Raw genomic sequence first — 17608 nt, 5'->3', positions numbered from 1 at the left:
CGATAGGGTCGAACCGAGGGCTCCACCACGTCCCTCCCCAGAATTTCCCCCACGACCCAGGAGCGACCAGCACCGTGACCAGCACCTCTGCATCCCTGGACTGGACCGAGCTCGACGCCAAGGCGGTCGACACCGCGCGTCTGCTCGCTGCCGACGCCGTCGAGAAGGTCGGCAACGGCCACCCCGGCACCGCCATGAGCCTCGCGCCGGCGGCCTACCTGCTCTACCAGAAGCTCATGCGTCACGACCCGAACGACCCGTCGTGGATCGGGCGTGACCGGTTCGTCCTGTCGTGCGGCCACTCGAGCCTCACGCAGTACGTGCAGCTCTACCTCGCCGGCTACCCGATGACCCTCGAGGACCTCAAGAGCCTGCGCACGTGGGGCAGCCAGACGCCCGGCCACCCGGAGCACGGGCACACTCCCGGCGTCGAGGTCACCACCGGCCCCCTCGGCCAGGGCATCGCCAACGGCGTCGGCATGGCCATGGCCGCCCGCCGCGAGCGCGGCATCCTCGACCCCGAGACCGGCGCCGGCGAGAGCCCGTTCGACCACCACGTCTACGTCATCTGCTCCGACGGCGACGTGCAGGAGGGCGTGTCGGCCGAGGCGTCCTCGCTCGCCGGCCACCAGAAGCTCGGCAACCTGACGGTCCTCTACGACGACAACAAGATCTCGATCGAGGACAACACTGACGTCGCGTTCACCGAGGACGTCGCGGCCCGCTACGAGGCGTACGGCTGGCACGTGCAGACGGTCGACTGGACGCACGGCGGCGGCGAGTACCGCGAGGACGTCCCCGCGCTGTGGGACGCCTACCAGGCGGCCGAGCAGGTCACCGACAAGCCGAGCCTCATCGTGCTGCGCTCGATCATCGCCTGGCCCGCGCCGTCGGCGCAGAACACCGGCGCCTCGCACGGCTCGGCGCTGGGCTCCGACGAGATCGCGGCCACCAAGGAGCTGCTCGGCTTCGACCCCGAGCAGACGTTCGCGGTCGCCGAGGAGGTCATCGAGCACACGCACGCGGCCCGTGCGCGCGGCGCCGAGGCGCACGCCGCCTGGCAGGAGACCTACGACGCCTGGCGGTCCGCCCAGCCCGAGCGCGCTGCCCTCCTCGACCGGCTGCAGGCGCACGAGCTGCCCGACGGCTGGACCGACGCCCTGCCGACCTTCGAGGCCAGCGACAAGGGTGTCGCGACGCGTGCCGCCTCCGGCGAGGTGCTGTCGGCGCTCGCCCCCGTGCTGCCCGAGCTGTGGGGCGGCTCCGCCGACCTCGCCGGGTCGAACAACACGACCCCCAAGGGTGAGCCCTCGTTCATCCCGCCGGAGTGGTCGACCAAGAAGTTCCAGGGCGACTGGTACGGCCGTGTGCTGCACTTCGGCATCCGCGAGCACGCCATGGGCGCGATCCTCAACGGCATCGCGCTGCACGGCCCGACCCGGCCGTACGGCGGCACGTTCCTCGTGTTCAGCGACTACATGCGCCCCGCGGTGCGCCTCGCCGCGCTGCAGCAGCTGCCGGTCACCTACGTCTGGACCCACGACTCCATCGGCCTCGGCGAGGACGGCCCGACGCACCAGCCGATCGAGCACCTCGCGGCGCTGCGCGCCATCCCCGGCCTCGACGTCGTGCGGCCCGCGGACGCCAACGAGACGGTCGCCGCCTGGCAGACGCTGCTCGGCATCCACGACCGTCCGGTCGCGCTGGCCCTGAGCCGGCAGAACCTGCGCACCTACCCGCGTGGCGAGGTCGACGGCGAGACGTGGGGCGACGCGGCCGACACGGCCAAGGGCGCCTACGTGCTACTCGAGGCCCGTCGCGACGGCCAGGACGTCTCCCCCGACGTCGTCCTCGTCGGCACCGGCAGCGAGGTGGAGATCGCGGTCCAGGCCCGTGAGGCGCTCGCCGCCGACGGCATCGCCGCCCGTGTCGTTTCGATGCCGTCGCGCGAGTGGTTCGAGCAGCAGGACAGCGGGTACCGCGACAGCGTGATCCCGCCGTCCGTCCGTGCCCGCGTCGTCGTCGAGGCCGGTGTGTCCTTCGGCTGGCGCGACGTGGTCGGCGACGCCGGCCAGGTCGTCGGGATCGAGCACTTCGGTGCCTCGGCGGACTTCCAGCGGCTCTACCAGGAGTTCGGCATCACGCCCGGCGCCGTCGCCGACGCCGCCCGCGCCTCGATCGACGCGGTCGGAGCCGCGGAGGCACCGTTCCACGCACGCCCGAGCGGTCCGGTCCTTCCCGACCAGCACTGAGCGCGCACAGCAACGGGGCCTGCGCCGCCGGCGCGGGTCCCACCCCGACCACCACGCCGCCGGACGGCGGCAGGAGGAGCACCATGAACGAGCGACTGCAGGCCCTGGCCGACGCCGGGGTCTCCATCTGGCTGGACGACCTGTCCCGTGAGCGCATCGAGTCCGGCAACCTCGCCGAGCTCGTCACCGAGGGCGGTGTCGTCGGCGTCACCACCAACCCCACCATCTTCGCCTCGGCCCTGTCCGACGGCGACCGCTACGCCGCGCAGGTGGCCGAGCTGAAGGCCGCCGGCGCCGACGTCGACGAGACGGTCTTCGCCCTGACCACGACCGACGTGCGCGAGGCGTGCGACGTGCTGCGGCCGGTCTACGACCGCACCGACGGCGTCGACGGCCGCGTCTCGATCGAGGTCGACCCGGGCGCCGCCCGCGACACCGACCGCACCACCACCATCGCGAAGCGCCTGTGGGAGACGGTCGACCGGCCCAACCTCCTCATCAAGATCCCCGCGACGGTCGAGGGCCTCCCGGCGATCGCCGACGCGATCGCGGAGGGCATCAGCGTCAACGTGACGCTGATCTTCTCCCTCGAGCGCTACCGCGCCGTCATGGACGCCTACGTCGAGGGGCTCGAGCGCGCCGCCGAGGCCGGTCGCGACCTCTCGGCCATCCACTCGGTGGCGTCGTTCTTCGTGAGCCGCGTCGACAGCGAGGTCGACGGACGGCTCGAGGAGGGTGACCCGCTGCGCGGCAAGGCAGCCATCGCGAACGCGCGGCTCGCCTACGAGGCCTTCGAGGAGGTCTTCGGCTCCGAGCGCTTCGCGTCGCTGCGCGAGCGCGGCGCCCACGCCCAGCGACCGCTGTGGGCCTCCACCGGCGTGAAGGACCCCGCCTACCCGGACACGCTCTACGTGACCGAGCTCGTGGTCGCCGACACCGTCAACACGATGCCAGAGAAGACGCTGCAGGCGTTCGCCGACCACGGCGAGGTCGAGGGCGACCGGGTCACCGGCCGCTACGACGAGGCCCGCCAGGTCATCGCCGACCTCGAGGCGAAGGGCATCGGCTACGACGAGGTCGTGGCCAAGCTCGAGAAGGAGGGCCTCGAGAAGTTCGACGCCTCCTGGGCCGAGCTGCTCGACAGCGTCCGCTCCGAGCTCGAGAAGGCCTGAGCCATGGCGGCACCGGACGTCACGCTCACCGTCGCCGACCAGGCCGCCCTCGACGCCGCGCTCGCGGAGCTCGTCGCCGACCGCTTCGCCTCGCGGCTGCACGCCCACGACGCCACCCTGTGGGGTCCCGACGCGGAGTCCGAGGCGGCCAAGCGGCTCTCCTGGACGACGCTCGCGGAGTCGTCCCGACCGCTCGTCGCCGAGGTAGAGGCGCTGCGTGCCGAGCTGCACGAGCGCGGTCTCGACCACGTCGTCCTCTGCGGGATGGGCGGCTCGTCGCTGGCTCCCGAGGTCATCTGCGCCGCTGCCGGTGTCGAGCTGACCGTTCTCGACTCCTCCCAGCCCGACATGGTGCGGTCGGCGATCGCCGACCGCCTCGAGCGCACGGTCGTCGTCGTGTCGAGCAAGTCCGGCGGCACCGTCGAGACCGACAGCCAGCGGCGCGCGTACGAGCACGCCTTCACCGAGGCGGGGCTCTCCCCCGCCGACCACCTCGTGGTCGTCACCGACCCCGGCTCGCCGCTCGACGAGCAGGCGACGGAGGCCGGGTACCGGGTGTTCCACGCCGACCCCGAGGTCGGTGGCCGCTACTCCGCGCTCACCGCGTTCGGCCTGGTGCCCAGCGGGCTCGCGGGTGCCGACATTGGCGGTCTGCTCGACGAGGCCGCCGACGCCACGGCAACACTGTTCGCGGACGACGTCGCCAACCCGGCGCTGCGCCTCGGCGCCGCGCTCGGCGTGGCCAACCGCTCCTCCGTCGACAAGCTGGTGCTCCTCGACCACGACGCCGGCACCGCCGAGGCCTGGGGCGTCGGCGACTGGATCGAGCAGCTCGTCGCCGAGTCGACGGGCAAGATCGGCCACGGCATCCTGCCCGTCGTGGTCGAGAGCGGCCACGCGGTGAACGTCGAGCCGAGCACGCCCGACTCCTTCCTGGCCGTCTCCGGCTCCTCGGACGCGCCGACGAGCACGTCCGGCTGGGCCGCCGGCGTCACGGGCGGTCTCGGCGCGCAGATGCTGCTGTGGGAGGTGGCCGTGAGCGTCGCGGGCGCCCTCATCGGCATCAACCCGTTCGACCAGCCCGACGTCGAGAGCGCCAAGCAGGCCGCCCGCGACAAGCTCAGCGGCGGCGGTGACGACGAGCCGGGCGCCGACCTGGTCGACGGACCGGTCTCCGCGTTCGGCACCGACGCCTCCAGCCTCGCCGACGCCGTGGAGCACCTCCTCGCCCAGGTCGACGACGAGCACGGGTACCTCGCCGTCCAGGCGTACCTGGACCGCTGGGACCTCAGCGCCTACGCCGGTCTGCGGGAGCAGCTGGCCCGCCGCACCGGGCGACCCGTCACGTTCGGGTGGGGTCCGCGGTTCCTGCACTCCACGGGCCAGTACCACAAGGGCGGTCCGGCGACGGGCGTGTTCCTCCAGCTGACGAGCGACCCGCACGAGGACCTCGCGGTCCCCGGTCGCGACTTCACGTTCGGGGAGTTCATCGCCTCCCAGGCAGCCGGCGACGCGCAGGTCCTGCGCGACCACGGCCGTCCGGTCCTGCGCCTGCACCTGTCCGACCCGCAGGCCGCGGCCGCCCCGCTGCGCGACCTGCTGGGCTGAGCCGTGGCGATGCAGAGCAACCCGCTGCGCGACGTCCGCGACCGGCGCCTGCCGCGCATCGCGGGTCCGTGCAGCGTGGTCATGTTCGGCGTCACGGGCGACCTGGCGCGCAAGAAGCTGATCCCGGCGATCTACGACCTCGCCAATCGCGGCCTGCTCCCGCCGGGCTTCGCCCTCGTCGGCTTCGCCCGGCAGGACTTCGGCGACCAGTCGTTCTCGGAGATGCTCAAGGCCGCCGCGCAGGCGGGAGCCCGCACGCCGTGGCGCGAGACCGTCTGGACCCAGCTCGAGGCGGGCATCCGCTTCGTGCCGGGATCCTTCGACGACGACGCCGCGTGGCTCCAGCTGGCCGCGACCATGGCCGAGCTCGACGAGCAGCAGGGCACGGGCGGCAACCACGCGTTCTACCTGTCGATCCCGCCTGGCCTGTTCCCCGTGGTCGTCGGCAAGATCAAGGAGCACGGGCTCGCCGACCAGTCCGGTGGCTGGCGCCGCGTCGTCATCGAGAAGCCCTTCGGGCACGACCTCGCGTCGGCCCGGGAGCTGAACACGCTCGTCTCGGAGGTCTTCCCGCGCGAGAGCGTGTTCCGCATCGACCACTACCTCGGCAAGGAGACGGTCCAGAACATCCTGGCGCTCCGCTTCGCCAACGGCATGTTCGAGCCGCTGTGGAACAGCCACTACGTCGACCACGTCCAGATCACCATGGCCGAGGACATCGGCATCGGCACCCGGGCGGGCTACTACGACGGCATCGGCGCGGCGCGCGACGTGATCCAGAACCACCTGCTGCAGCTGATGGCGCTCATCGCGATGGAGGAGCCCGTCTCCTTCAACGCCGAGAGCCTCCGGCTGGAGAAGCAGAAGATCCTCGCGAACGCACGCCCCGCCACCCCGATGGCCCAGCACACGGCGCAGGCCCAGTACACCGCCGGCTGGGCCGGCGGCGAGCACGTGGTCGGCTACCTGGAGGAGCAGGGCATCCCGGAGGGCTCGCGCACGGAGACGTACGCGGCCATCAAGATCGACATCGCCACACGGCGGTGGGCCGGCGTGCCGTTCTACCTGCGCACCGGCAAGCGGCTGGGTCGCCGCGTGACCGAGGTGGCCGTCGTCTTCAAGGCGGCACCGCACCAGCCGTTCAGCAAGAACGACATCGAGGAGCTGGGCCGCAACGCGCTCGTCATGCGGATCCAGCCCGACGAGGGCGTCACGCTGCGCTTCGGCGCGAAGGTCCCCGGCACGACGATGGAGATCCGCGACGTGCTCATGGACTTCGCCTACGGCGGAGCCTTCGTCGAGAGCAGCCCGGAGGCGTACGAGCGGCTCATCCTCGACGTGCTCCTGGGCGACCCGCCACTCTTCCCGCAGCAGGAGGAGGTCGAGCTCTCCTGGAAGATCCTCGACCCGGTCATCGCCCACTGGCAGCGTGAGAAGACCATCGACACCTACACGTCGGGCACGTGGGGTCCGCCCACCGCCGACGCCATGATGGAGCGCGACGGCCGCACCTGGAGGCGTCCCTGATGCAGATCAACCTCGAGAACACGACGTCGCCGCAGATCGCCCGCGCCCTCGTCCGCGCCCGCGTCGACTCCGGCAGTCCCGCCATGGACATGGTGCTCACGGCGCTCGTGGTCACCGACGACGAGACGGTCGGCGAGTCGCTGCGCACGGCTGCGGCGCTCTCGCGCGAGCACCCGTCGCGCGTCATCGGCATCGTGCTCGGCGACGGACGCGGCCATCCCCGCGTCGACGCCACCGTGCGGGTGGGCGAGAACGCGGCCGGCGAGTCCATCCTGCTGCGGCTCTCCGGACCACTCACCAAGCACGCGGAGTCGGTCGTGCTCCCCCTGCTCCTGCCCGACTCCCCCGTCGTGGTGTGGTGGCCGGGCAAGCCCCCGACGAACCCCTCCGAGGACCCGATCGGCCGGCTCGCGCAGCGCCGGCTCACCGACGCCGAGGCGTCGGACTCCCCGGTCCGCACGCTGAAGACGACGGCGCGGCACTACAGCCCGGGCGACACGGACCTCTCGTGGACACGCCTGACGCCGTGGCGCGCCCTGCTGGCGGCCGCGCTCGACCAGGCCACAGGCACCGTGCACCGCGGCAGCGTCGAGGCGGGGTCGGGCAACCCGGCGGCCCGCCTGCTGACCGCGTGGCTGCAGTCGCGGCTGCGGGTGCCGGTCACCGAGCGGCGCAGCGCGGGCGAGCAGATCGCCCGCGTCGTGCTGGAGACCGACGCCGGCGACGTGACCATCGAGCGCATCGACGCCGAGACCTGCCTGTTCTCGATCCCGGGCGCCGCGCCACGGCACGTACCCCTCGGCCCGCGCACCCTGGCGGAGCTGCTCGCCGAGGACCTGCGCCGTCTCGACGCCGACGACGTCTACCACGAGACCCTCACCCACCTCCTGGAGTCCTGATGTCCGACGCCTCGGCCCCCGCGGCCCGCACCCTCGTCCATCCCGACGCCGACGCCCTCGCGGCGGCCGTGGCCGCCGCGCTCGCCGAGCGCGTCGCAGCGGTCCAGGCCGAGGGACGCACGCCGCACGTGGTGCTGACCGGCGGCACGATCGCGATCGCGATCTACGAGCGGCTCGACGCCGCGGCCGCCGACTGGTCCGACGTCGTCTACTGGTTCGGCGACGAGCGCTTCGTGCCGGAGGGCCACGAGGACCGCAACGACCGGCAGGCGCACGACAGCTTCCTCGACCGCCTCTCGGTCCCGGCGTCGCAGGTGCACAGCATGCCGGCGCACGGCTGCTCGACGTCGATGGCGGAGGCGGCCGATGGCTACGGCGCCTCGCTGCCCGACGAGCCCTTCGACGTCGTGCTGCTCGGCGTCGGACCCGACGGGCACGTCGCGTCGCTGTTCCCCGGCTTCGCCCAGCTGCACGAGCAGGAGCGCCGCTGCGTGGAGGTCTTCGACTCCCCCAAGCCCCCGCCGGAGCGCACGAGCCTGACCTTCCCGGCGTTGAACCACACGCGCGCCACCTGGTTCCTCGTCTCCGGCGACGGCAAGGCCGACGCGGTGGCCCGAGCGCTCGCCGCCGACGGCTCGCTGGAGGAGACCCCGGCACGCGGCGCGCACGGGAGCGACGAGACGCTCTGGTTCCTCGACGAGGATGCCGCCGGCCGCCTCTGACGTCCAGCACGGTTCCCTGTGCGGGAACGCCATCGCCCTCCACGCTCGGCGTGGAGGGCGATGGCGTTCCGGACCGTGGGGACGGTCAGAAGATGATCTCGCCGGACTTGCGACGCGACCGGAGCGAGTCGAGCGCCTCGGTGAGGATCACCTGCGCCTCGTCCTCGCTGCGGCGCTCCTTCACGTAGGCCAGGTGCGTCTTGTAGGGCTCTGTCTTCGGGGCCGTCGGACGGTTCTCGGCGTCGTGGCTGGCCGGCAGGCCGCAGCGCGGGCAGTCCCACGACTCCGGCGGCTCCGCCTCGAGCGCGAAGTTCAGCGCCGTCTGGTGGTCGTTCGCGCAGAAGTAGGTGACCGCCTTGCGCGGTGCGGCCTCGCCACGCTCGGCCTCGCCCATCGGCCCCGAGCCGATGCGGCTGCCGCGGATCGCTCCCGCCGCCATGTCAGTTGCTCACCTTCAGCAGGAGACCCAGCAGGATGACCGAGATCGTCCACACGACGGCGATGCCGACGGTGATGCGGTCGAGGTTGCGCTCGGCCACGGACGAGCCACCGAGGGAGCTGGAGATGCCGCCGCCGAACATGTCGGACAGACCGCCTCCGCGTCCCTTGTGCATGAGGATCAGGACGATCATGAGCAGGCTCGAGATCGTCAGCACGGACGACAACAGGATGATCACAGGTTCAGGTCTTCCATCAGGAGGGCAGGGCCGGCATGTCGTAGAACCGGGCGATGGCGGCGAACTCCTCCGCCTGGAGGCTCGCACCGCCGACCAGGGCACCGTCCACGTCGGACTTGGCCATGATCGCGGCGATGTTGGCCGCCTTCACCGATCCGCCGTACAGGATACGCACCGCCTGCGCCGCCTCGGAAGAGCAGGTCTCGGCGATCCGGGACCGGATGGCCGCGCACACCTCCTGCGCGTCCTCGGGGGTGGCCACCTCGCCGGTGCCGATGGCCCAGACGGGCTCGTAGGCGACGACGAGGCCCGCGACCTGCTCGGGCGTCAGCCCGGCGAGCGAGCCGTCGAGCTGGGCGAGCGTGTACGAGACGTGGTCGCCCGCCTGACGGACCTCCAGACCCTCGCCCACGCAGACGATCGGCGTGATGTCGGCAGCCAGCGCTCGGGTGGCCTTGGCGTTCACCACCGCGTCGGACTCCCCGTGGTACTCACGGCGCTCGGAGTGGCCGACGACGACGTAGGAGCAGCCGAGCTTGGCCAGCATCGCTGCCGTGACCTCGCCGGTGTACGCCCCGCCGTCGTGCTCGGACACGTCCTGCGCGCCGTAGCGGATCGGCAGCCGGTCGCCGTCGACGAGCGTCTGCACGCTGCGGATGTCGGTGAAGGGCGGGATGACGACGACCTCGGACCGGGCCGCGTCGTGCTTCTTGTCCTGCAGCGTCCAGGCCAGCTTCTGCACCAGGACGACGGCCTCCTGGTGGTTGAGGTTGGACTTCCAGTTGCCCGCCATGAGGGGGGTGCGTGCCATCAGGACTCCTTCTCGAGGATCTGCAGGCCGGGCAGGGTCTTGCCCTCGAGGTACTCGAGGCTCGCGCCGCCCCCGGTGGAGATGTGACCGAACTGGTCGTCGGTGAAGCCGAGCTGACGCACCGCCGCGGCGGAGTCGCCGCCACCCACGACCGACAGGCCGTCCACCTCGGTGAGCGCCTGCGCGACGGCCTTCGTGCCGGCCGCGAACGCCTCGAACTCGAACACGCCCATGGGGCCGTTCCAGAACACGGTGCGCGCCCCGCGCACGACCTCGGCGAAGCGCTCCGCGCTCTCCGGGCCGATGTCGAGGCCCATCTGGTCGGCCGGGATCGCGTCGGCGGCGACGACCGTGGCGGGGGCGTCGGCCGAGAACTCCGGCGCGACGACGACGTCGGTCGGGAGCACGAGGTCGACGCCCTGCGCGGCAGCGCGCTCGACGTACTCGCGGGCGACGTCGAGCTGGTCGGCCTCGAGCAGCGAGGAGCCGACGTCGTGGCCCTGCGCCTTGAGGAACGTGAAGACCATGCCGCCGCCGATGAGCAGGCTGTCGGCCTTCTCGATCAGGTTGTCGATGACGCCCAGCTTGTCGGAGACCTTCGACCCGCCCAGCACGACGACGTAGGGACGCTCGGGCGACTCGGTGAGCCGCTCCAGCACCTCCACCTCCGTCTGCACGAGACCGCCGACCACGGCCGGGAGCCGGGTGGCGACGTCGTAGACGCTGGCCTGCTTGCGGTGCACGACCCCGAACCCGTCGGAGACGAACACGTCGGCCAACGCCGCGAGCTCGTCGGCGAACGCGCCGCGGACGGCGTCGTCCTTGCTCGTCTCGCCCTCGTTGAACCGGACGTTCTCGAGCACGGCCACCTGGCCGTCCTGCAGCGCCGCGGTGATCCGCTGCGCCTCGGTGCCGACCGTGTCGTTGGCGAAGAGCACGGGCGTGCCGAGCAGCTCGGCGAGCCGCTCCGCGACCGGCTCCAGCGAGTAGGCCGGGTCCGGCGCACCCTTCGGCCGGCCGAGGTGTGCGGTGACGAGCACGCGCGCACCGGCACCGGCGAGCTTCTGGATGGTCGGGACGCTGGCGCGCACGCGGCCGTCGTCGGTGATCGTGCTGCCGTCCAGCGGCACGTTCAGGTCGCTGCGGACCAGCACCCGCGTGCCGCTGAGGTCTCCCCCGCGGCTCGCGAGCAGGTCGTCGATCGTCTGGGCCGCCACGTCAGAGAGACGCGCCGACGTGCTTGACGAGGTCGACGAGGCGGTTGGAGTAGCCCCACTCGTTGTCGTACCAGCCGACGACCTTGACCTGGTCGCCGATGACCTTCGTCAGGCCCGAGTCGAAGATGCACGACGACGGGTCGGTGACGATGTCGGAGGAGACGATCGGGTCCTCGGTGTAGGTGAGGAAGCCCTTGAGCGCACCCTCGGAGGCCGTCTTGAGGATCTCGTTGACCTCCTCGACCGACGTCTCGCGCGACGCGGTGAAGGTGAGGTCGGTGGCCGAGCCGGTGGGCACGGGCACGCGCAGCGCGTAGCCGTCGAGCTTTCCCTTGAGCTCGGGGAGCACGAGGCTGACGGCCTTCGCGGCACCCGTGGAGGTGGGCACGATGTTGAGCGCGGCGGCGCGGGCGCGACGCAGGTCGCTGTGCGGCGCGTCCTGCAGGTTCTGGTCCTGCGTGTACGCGTGGATCGTCGTCATGAGGCCCTGCTCGATGCCGAGGGCGTCGTTGAGCGCCTTGGCCATCGGGGCGAGGCAGTTGGTGGTGCAGGAGGCGTTCGAGATGACCGTGTGCTGCGCACCGTCGTAGAGGTCGTGGTTGACGCCCATGACGATGGTGATGTCCTCGTTCTTCGCCGGGGCGGAGATGATGACCTTCTTGGCGCCGCCGTCGACGTGCGCCTTCGCCTTGGTGGCGTCGGTGAAGAAGCCGGTGGACTCGACGACGATGTCGACGCCGACCGAGGCCCAGTCGAGCTTCGCGGGGTCGCGCTCGGCGAACGCGGCGATCTTCTGGTCGCCGACGGTGATCGACGTGTCGTCGTAGGACACGTCGGCGTCGAGGCGGCCGAGGATCGAGTCGTACTTGAGGAGCGTCGCGAGCGTCTTGTTGTCCGTCAGGTCGTTGACGGCGACGATCTCGATGTCGGTCCCGGCGGCACGGGCCGCCCGGAAGAAGTTGCGGCCGATGCGGCCGAAGCCGTTGATGCCCACGCGAACGGTCACGGTGAAACCTGCTCCTACTGGGGTCGGGGTGTGGTGGGCGCCAGCCTATCGAGTCGCGTCGGCTACCGGCGAGTCGCCCGCACCACGGTCGCGCCGAGGTCGTCGTCGGTGAGCACGTCGACGTGCCAGTCGGCCGGGGCGAAGCCGGCGACGGTGAGCGGCGCCTGACGTCCGGAGGTCTCGACCAGCACCCGTCCTCCGCGGCGGACCCAGGGCCCCGCACCGGCTGCGACGCGGCGGTGCAGCGCGACACCGTCGACGCCCCCGTCGAGCGCGGTCGTGGGCTCGTGGTCGCGGGCCTCGCGCGGCAGCGTGACGAGGTCCGCCGTCGGGACGTACGGCGCGTTCACGAGCAGGAGGTCGACCCGCCCGACGAGGGCGGTGGGCAGGGCGTCGAGGAGGTCGCCCTGGTGGACCTCGCCGACCCCGTCGAGGTTGTCGCGGGCGCAGGCACAGGCCACCGGGTCGACGTCGGCCGCGTGCAGCTCGAGGTCGGGCACCGACCGGGCGACCGCGAGCCCCAGGGCCCCCGACCCGCAGCAGAGGTCGACGACCACCGGACGAGCCTCGCCTTCGGTGACCTCGAGGGCCGCGCGGACGAGGGCGACGGAGCGACGCCGCGGCACGAAGACGCCCGGCCGCAGCCGCACGCGCACGCCGTCGAGCTCGGCCCAGCCGAGCACCTGCTCGAGCGGCTCCCCGGCGACCCGCCGGGCGACCATGCCGTCGAGCGGACGTCCCGCGTCGTGCTCGGCGAGCAGCAGCCGCGCCTCGTCGTGGGCGAACACGCAGCCGGCGGCGCGCAGACGGGCCGCGACGGCGTCGGCGTCAGGCCTCGGGGAGCGCATCCTCGTTCACGCTCGCCTCGGTGTCGGGGATGCCGAGGTCGGACGCGCGCTTGTCGGCCATGGCCAGGAGGCGGCGGATGCGACCCGCGATCGCGTCCTTCGTGAGCGGCGGCTCGTGCAGGGCACCGAGCTCCTCGAGGCTGGCCTGCCGGTGCTCGACCCGCAGGTCGCCGGCCATGCGCAGGTGGTCGGGGACGTCCTCGCCGAGGATCTCCAGCGCGCGCTGCGCCCGGGCGCCCGCGGCGACCGCCGCGCGGGCCGAACGACGCAGGTTGGCGTCGTCGAAGTTGGCGAGCCGGTTGGCGGTAGCACGCACCTCGCGGCGCATGCGGCGCTCCTCCCAGGCGAGCAGGGTCTCGTGGGCACCGAGCCGGGTCAGCAGCGCACCGATGGCCTCGCCGTCGCGGATGACGACGCGGTCGCCACCACGCACCTCACGCGCCTTGGCACTGATGCCGAGCCGGCGCGCGGCGCCCACGAGCGCCAGCGCCGCCTCCGGGCCGGGGCAGCTCACCTCCAGCGCCGACGAGCGGCCGGGCTCGGTGAGCGATCCGTGCGCGAGGAACGTGCCGCGCCAGGCGGCGACGGAGTCGCACGACGCACCGGACACGATCTGCGGCGGCAGCCCGCGGACGGGGCGACCGCTGGCGTCGATGAGACCGGTCTGCCGGGCGAGGGCCTCGCCGTCCTTCGCCACCCGCACCACGTAGTGCGTGCCCTTGCGCAGGTTCGTGCCCTGGACGACGAGGATCTCGCTCGCGTGCCCGTAGACCTCCTGGATGTCGCGGCGCAGACGACGCGCCACGGCGCCGGTGTCGAGCTCGGCCTCCACCACGATGCGACCCGCCACGATGTGCAGACCGCCGGCGAAGCGCAGCATCGACGCGACCTCCGCCTTGCGGCAGCACGCCTTCGTCACCGTGGTGCTCGCGAGCTCCGACTTGACCTGAGCCGTCATGGCCATGCGGGCGTCCTCCAACGTCGTCGCGTGCAGTCAGACCCTCACTGTATGCCCGCGCGCAAGAACCCTTCGAAGGCCCGGGCCAGCCGGGCGGGGTCGTGCTGGTCGGCGCCCCGGGCGACCGCGACGTCGGCCGCCACGACGCGTGCACCGAGCGACCGCGCGGCCCGCTCGAGCACGCCCGCGTCGTCGACCAGCGAGTGGTCGGCGAGGACGACGTCGAGCCGCAGGTCGGGGGCGTGCGCGGCGAGCACCTCGAGGTGGTCGGTCGGCGACAGCCCCTCGGTCTCGCCCTCCTGCTCGCTGAGGTTGAGCACGAGCGCACGGCGCGCCGAGGTGCGCTCGAGCGCGTCGCGCAGCTGCGGCACCAGCAGGTTCGGCATGACCGAGGTGAACCACGAGCCGGGGCCGACGACGACCCAGTCGGCCGCCTCCACGGCCTCGACGGCCTCGGGACAGGCCGGCGGGTCCTCCGGGTCGAGCCGGACGCTGACCACCTGCCCGTCGACGGACGCGACCTGGGCCTGCCCCCGCACGACGGTGAGCCGGTCCGGGTCGGCGTGCAGGTGGACGTCGGCCTCGATGTGCAGCGGTACGGCGGCCATGGGGAGCACCCGGCCCCGCGCGCCGAGCAGGTCGCCGACGAGGTCGAGCCCGGCGACGTGGTCGTCGAGGATCCCCCAGATCGCCGCGATGAGCAGGTTGCCGACGGCGTGCTGGTCGAGCGGGCCGTCGCTGCTGAAGCGGTGCTGCAGGACGGTGGCCCACTGCCGACCCCACTGGTCGTCGGCGCACAGGGCGGCGAGCGCCATGCGCAGGTCGCCGGGCGGCAGCACCCCCAGCTCCTCGCGAAGCCGGCCGGACGAGCCGCCGTTGTCGGCGACGGTGACGATGCCGGTGAGCTGGGTGTCGAGCAGGCGCAGCGCGGACAGGCTGGCGGCGAGCCCGTGCCCGCCGCCGAGGGCGACGACCCGGACGCCGCCGGGCGGTGCCGTCGGCGGGGTGGTCACTCGCGCCCCAGGTCGCGGTGGACGACGAGCGTGCGCACGCCGTGGCCGCGCAGCCGCTCGGCGAACGCCTCGGACATGGCGACGCTGCGGTGACGTCCGCCGGTGCAGCCGATCGCGATGGTCAGGAAGCGCTTGTCCTCGTGCAGGAACCCGTCGGTGAGCATGTCGACGAGGTTCTCGTAGGAGTCGAGGAACTCCTCGGCCTTCGGCTGGCTGAGCACGTACTCGCTGACCGGGGCGTCGAGGCCGCTCATGGGTCGCAGCTCCTCGACCCAGTACGGGTTGGGCAGGAAGCGCATGTCGGCGACCATGTCGGCGTCGATGGGGATGCCGTACTTGAAGCCGAACGACATCACCGACGCCCGCAGGCCCAGCGCGCCGGGCTCCTCGAACGCGGCCTGGACCCGCCGGGCGAGGTGGTGGATGTTGAGCCGCGTGGTGTCGATGACGATGTCGGCGCGCCCACGGACGGTGCGCAGGAGCTCGCGCTCGCGGTTGAAGCCGTCGAGCAGCCGGCCCTCCATGCTGAGCGGGTGCGGGCGGCGCGCGGCCTCCTGACGCCGGACGAGGACCTCGTCGGCAGCCTCGAGGTAGAGCACGCGCGCCCGGATGCCGCGCTCGCGCAGCGACTCGAGCGCGTCGGTGAGGCCGCCGAAGAACGCGCCGGAGCGGGAGTCGACGACGACGGCCAGTCGCGGGACGTCGGCGCCCTGCACGGCGTCGACGGCCTCCTCGATCATCGCGGCGGGCAGGTTGTCGATGACGTAGTAGCCGAGCTTCTCGAGCGCCTTCGCGGCGGTGCCGCGACCCGCACCGGTCATGCCGGTGACGACGACGAAGGTGGTCAGCGGGGTCATCGGTCCTCCACGATCTCCCCCGTCGCGGTGTCGACGGTGGGCCCGGGCGTGTCGGCGGCGAGTGCCGCCACGACGGATTCTGCCGTAGCGCGGCCGAAGCCGGGCACGGCCGCCACCTCCTCGACGCTCGCGGCGCGGATCTTGCGGACCGACCCGAACGCGGCCATGAGGGCCTTGCGCCGGCTCGGTCCGAGTCCGGGGACGTCGTCGAGCGCGCTGCCGGTCATCGCCTTCGCACGGCGCTGCCGGTGGTGGGTGATCGCGAAGCGGTGGGCCTCGTCGCGCACGCGCTGCAGGAGGTAGAGCGCCTCGCTGGTCCGCGGGAAGATGACGGGGTCGACGTCGTGAGGAACCCACACCTCCTCCAGCCGCTTCGCGAGCCCGCACAGGGCGACGTCGGTGATGCCGAGCTCGTCCATGGCCGCCTGCGCCGCCGCGACCTGCGGCGGGCCGCCGTCGACGACGACCAGCCCAGGCGCGTAGGCGAACTTGCGCGGCAGCCCGGTCTCGGGGTCGATGCCGGGCACCTCGTCGCCCTCCTTGCGGGCCTTCAGCAGCCGCTGGAAGCGTCGGGTGATGACCTCGTGCATGGCGGCGACGTCGCTCTGGCCCTCGTGGCGGATGGTGAAGCGGCGGTACTCGCCCTTGCGCGGCAAGCCGTCCTCGAAGACGACCATGGAGGCCACGATCTCGGTGCCCTGCAGGTTGGACACGTCGTAGCACTCGATGCGCAGCGGCGCGGTGGGCAGGTCGAGGTACTCCTGGATCTCCTCCAGCGCCTTGCTGCGGGCGGTGAGGTCGCCGGCGCGCTTGAGCTTGTGCCGGGCCATGACTTGCTGCGCGTTCTGCTCGACGGTCTCGAGCAGGCGCTTCTTGTCGCCCCGCTGGGGCACCCGGATGCGCACCGGCCCGCCGCGCAGCTCGGTGAGCAGCTCGGTGACGGCGTCGACGTCGGCGGGCAGCTCGGGCACGAGCACCTGGCGCGGGATGGCCTCGGTGGCGGTGTTCTCGTAGAGGGTCATGACGGCGCGCTGCACGAGCTCGGGGAAGTCGGCCTCGTCGGCCTTGTCGGCGACCCACCCGCGCTGGCCGCGGATCCGTCCGCCCCGGACGGAGAAGATCTGCACGGCGACCTCGAGCGGGTCGTCGACGAAGCCGAGCACGTCGGCGTCGGTGCCGTCGCCGAGCACGACCGTCTGCTTCTCGAGCGCCCGCCGCAGCGCCCCGAGGTCGTCGCGGTACTTGGCGGCCAGCTCGTACTCCTGCTGCTCCGCGGCGTGGCGCATCTTCTGCTCGATGCCCTTGACGAAGCCGGAGGTCTGCCCGCCCATGAAGGCCATGAAGTCGTCGACGATGTCGCGATGCTCCTCGGGCGTTACCCGTCCGACGCACGGCGCGGCGCACTTGCCGATGTCGCCGAGCAGGCAGGGACGACCGATGCCCTGCGCGCGTCGGTAGACGCCCGCCGAGCAGGAGCGCATCGGGAACACGCGCAGGAGGGTGTCGACGGTGTCGCGGATGGCCCAGGCGTGCCCGTAGGGGCCGAAGTAGCGCACGCCCTTGCGCTGCGCGCCGCGCATGACCTGCACGCGCGGCACCTCCTCGCCGACCGTGACCGCGAGCCACGGGTAGCTCTTGTCGTCGCGGTACTTGACGTTGAACCGCGGGTCGAACTCCTTGATCCACGTGTACTCGAGCTGCAGCGCCTCGACCTCCGTGGTGACCACGGTCCAGTCGACGGATGCGGCCGTGGTGACCATCCGCGCGGTGCGCTCGTGCAGTCCCGCGACGTCCTGGAAGTAGGAGTTCAGCCGGGCGCGGAGGGACTTCGCCTTCCCGACGTAGATGACCCTCCCCTGCGCGTCCCGGAACCGGTACACCCCAGGCTCGACGGGGATCTCCCCCGGAGCCGGCCGATAGGTCGCTGGATCCGCCACTCCCCCACCCTACGAGCCCCCACCGACACCCTCGGCGCGGAGATTCCCAGGTCGACCTGGGAATCTCCGACGCAGCGCGGGAATCTCAGCGAAGCACGGCTTGC

At 72.4% G+C, this 17608-nt stretch carries 16 protein-coding genes; 6 read left to right on the top strand and 10 right to left on the bottom strand.

Features of this window, described 5'->3' with window-relative positions; genetic code table 11:
- Positions 1–74: 74 nt before the first annotated feature.
- From tkt to pgl, 6 genes are all read left to right on the top strand, one after another.
- A complete protein-coding gene (tkt, locus tag NH339_RS02265; RefSeq protein ID WP_253022066.1) occupies positions 75–2252 on the top strand; it encodes a transketolase in 2178 nt (725 codons plus the stop codon).
- 83 nt (positions 2253–2335) lie between these two features.
- Positions 2336–3424 carry a transaldolase gene (tal, locus tag NH339_RS02260; protein WP_253022064.1) on the top strand — a complete coding sequence of 363 codons (1089 nt, stop codon included), beginning with the start codon at positions 2336–2338 and terminating at the stop codon, positions 3422–3424.
- A 3-nt stretch (positions 3425–3427) separates the two neighbouring features.
- On the top strand, positions 3428–5032 hold the full coding sequence (locus NH339_RS02255; RefSeq protein WP_253022062.1) for a glucose-6-phosphate isomerase: 1605 nt from the start codon (positions 3428–3430) through the stop codon (positions 5030–5032).
- 9 nt (positions 5033–5041) lie between these two features.
- The gene (gene zwf, locus NH339_RS02250) at positions 5042–6559 is read left to right on the top strand and encodes a glucose-6-phosphate dehydrogenase (protein WP_253022110.1); all 1518 of its coding nucleotides are present in this window, start codon (positions 5042–5044) and stop codon (positions 6557–6559) included.
- A complete protein-coding gene (locus NH339_RS02245) occupies positions 6559–7458 on the top strand; it encodes a glucose-6-phosphate dehydrogenase assembly protein OpcA (RefSeq protein ID WP_253022060.1) in 900 nt (299 codons plus the stop codon). The genes zwf and NH339_RS02245 overlap by 1 nt, the downstream gene beginning before the upstream one ends.
- The gene (gene pgl, locus NH339_RS02240) at positions 7458–8180 is read left to right on the top strand and encodes a 6-phosphogluconolactonase (RefSeq protein WP_253022058.1); all 723 of its coding nucleotides are present in this window, start codon (positions 7458–7460) and stop codon (positions 8178–8180) included. The genes NH339_RS02245 and pgl overlap by 1 nt, the downstream gene beginning before the upstream one ends.
- Before the next feature lie 85 nt (positions 8181–8265).
- On the opposite strand, the gene NH339_RS02235 is transcribed toward pgl, so the two are convergent.
- The 10 genes from NH339_RS02235 to uvrC form a co-directional block, all read right to left on the bottom strand.
- Positions 8266–8619, bottom strand: coding sequence for an RNA polymerase-binding protein RbpA (locus tag NH339_RS02235; RefSeq protein WP_067857684.1), 354 nt, complete (start codon positions 8617–8619; stop codon positions 8266–8268).
- A gap of 1 nt (position 8620) precedes the next feature.
- Complete coding sequence (secG, locus tag NH339_RS02230; protein ID WP_253022056.1) at positions 8621–8857, bottom strand: preprotein translocase subunit SecG; 237 nt, start codon at positions 8855–8857, stop codon at positions 8621–8623.
- Between the two features lie 16 nt (positions 8858–8873).
- The gene (gene tpiA, locus NH339_RS02225) at positions 8874–9668 is read right to left on the bottom strand and encodes a triose-phosphate isomerase (protein ID WP_253022054.1); all 795 of its coding nucleotides are present in this window, start codon (positions 9666–9668) and stop codon (positions 8874–8876) included.
- Positions 9668–10885, bottom strand: a complete 1218-nt coding sequence (pgk, locus tag NH339_RS02220) for a phosphoglycerate kinase (RefSeq protein WP_253022052.1) — start codon at positions 10883–10885, stop codon at positions 9668–9670. Before pgk ends, tpiA begins: the two co-directional genes overlap by 1 nt.
- A 1-nt stretch (position 10886) precedes the next feature.
- A complete protein-coding gene (gene gap / locus NH339_RS02215) occupies positions 10887–11891 on the bottom strand; it encodes a type I glyceraldehyde-3-phosphate dehydrogenase (RefSeq protein WP_067857696.1) in 1005 nt (334 codons plus the stop codon).
- 62 nt (positions 11892–11953) lie between these two features.
- Complete coding sequence (locus NH339_RS02210; protein WP_253022050.1) at positions 11954–12739, bottom strand: putative protein N(5)-glutamine methyltransferase; 786 nt, start codon at positions 12737–12739, stop codon at positions 11954–11956.
- Entirely contained in the window at positions 12720–13703 is a 984-nt protein-coding gene (gene whiA / locus NH339_RS02205) for a DNA-binding protein WhiA (protein WP_067857702.1), read from the bottom strand. The genes NH339_RS02210 and whiA overlap by 20 nt, the downstream gene beginning before the upstream one ends.
- A gap of 38 nt (positions 13704–13741) precedes the next feature.
- The gene (yvcK, locus tag NH339_RS02200; protein ID WP_253022048.1) at positions 13742–14710 is read right to left on the bottom strand and encodes a uridine diphosphate-N-acetylglucosamine-binding protein YvcK; all 969 of its coding nucleotides are present in this window, start codon (positions 14708–14710) and stop codon (positions 13742–13744) included.
- Complete coding sequence (gene rapZ, locus NH339_RS02195; protein ID WP_067857711.1) at positions 14707–15567, bottom strand: RNase adapter RapZ; 861 nt, start codon at positions 15565–15567, stop codon at positions 14707–14709. The genes yvcK and rapZ overlap by 4 nt, the downstream gene beginning before the upstream one ends.
- Positions 15564–17504 (bottom strand): excinuclease ABC subunit UvrC, encoded by a 1941-nt coding sequence (gene uvrC / locus NH339_RS02190; RefSeq protein WP_253022046.1) that lies wholly within the window; start codon positions 17502–17504, stop codon positions 15564–15566. The genes rapZ and uvrC overlap by 4 nt, the downstream gene beginning before the upstream one ends.
- Positions 17505–17608: the final 104 nt, after the last annotated feature.

Source organism: Aeromicrobium sp. CnD17-E, from assembly GCF_024124745.1.
In the GTDB taxonomy this organism is placed as follows: Bacteria; Actinomycetota; Actinomycetes; order Propionibacteriales; family Nocardioidaceae; genus Aeromicrobium.
This window is presented reverse-complemented; position numbering and strand designations above follow the sequence as displayed.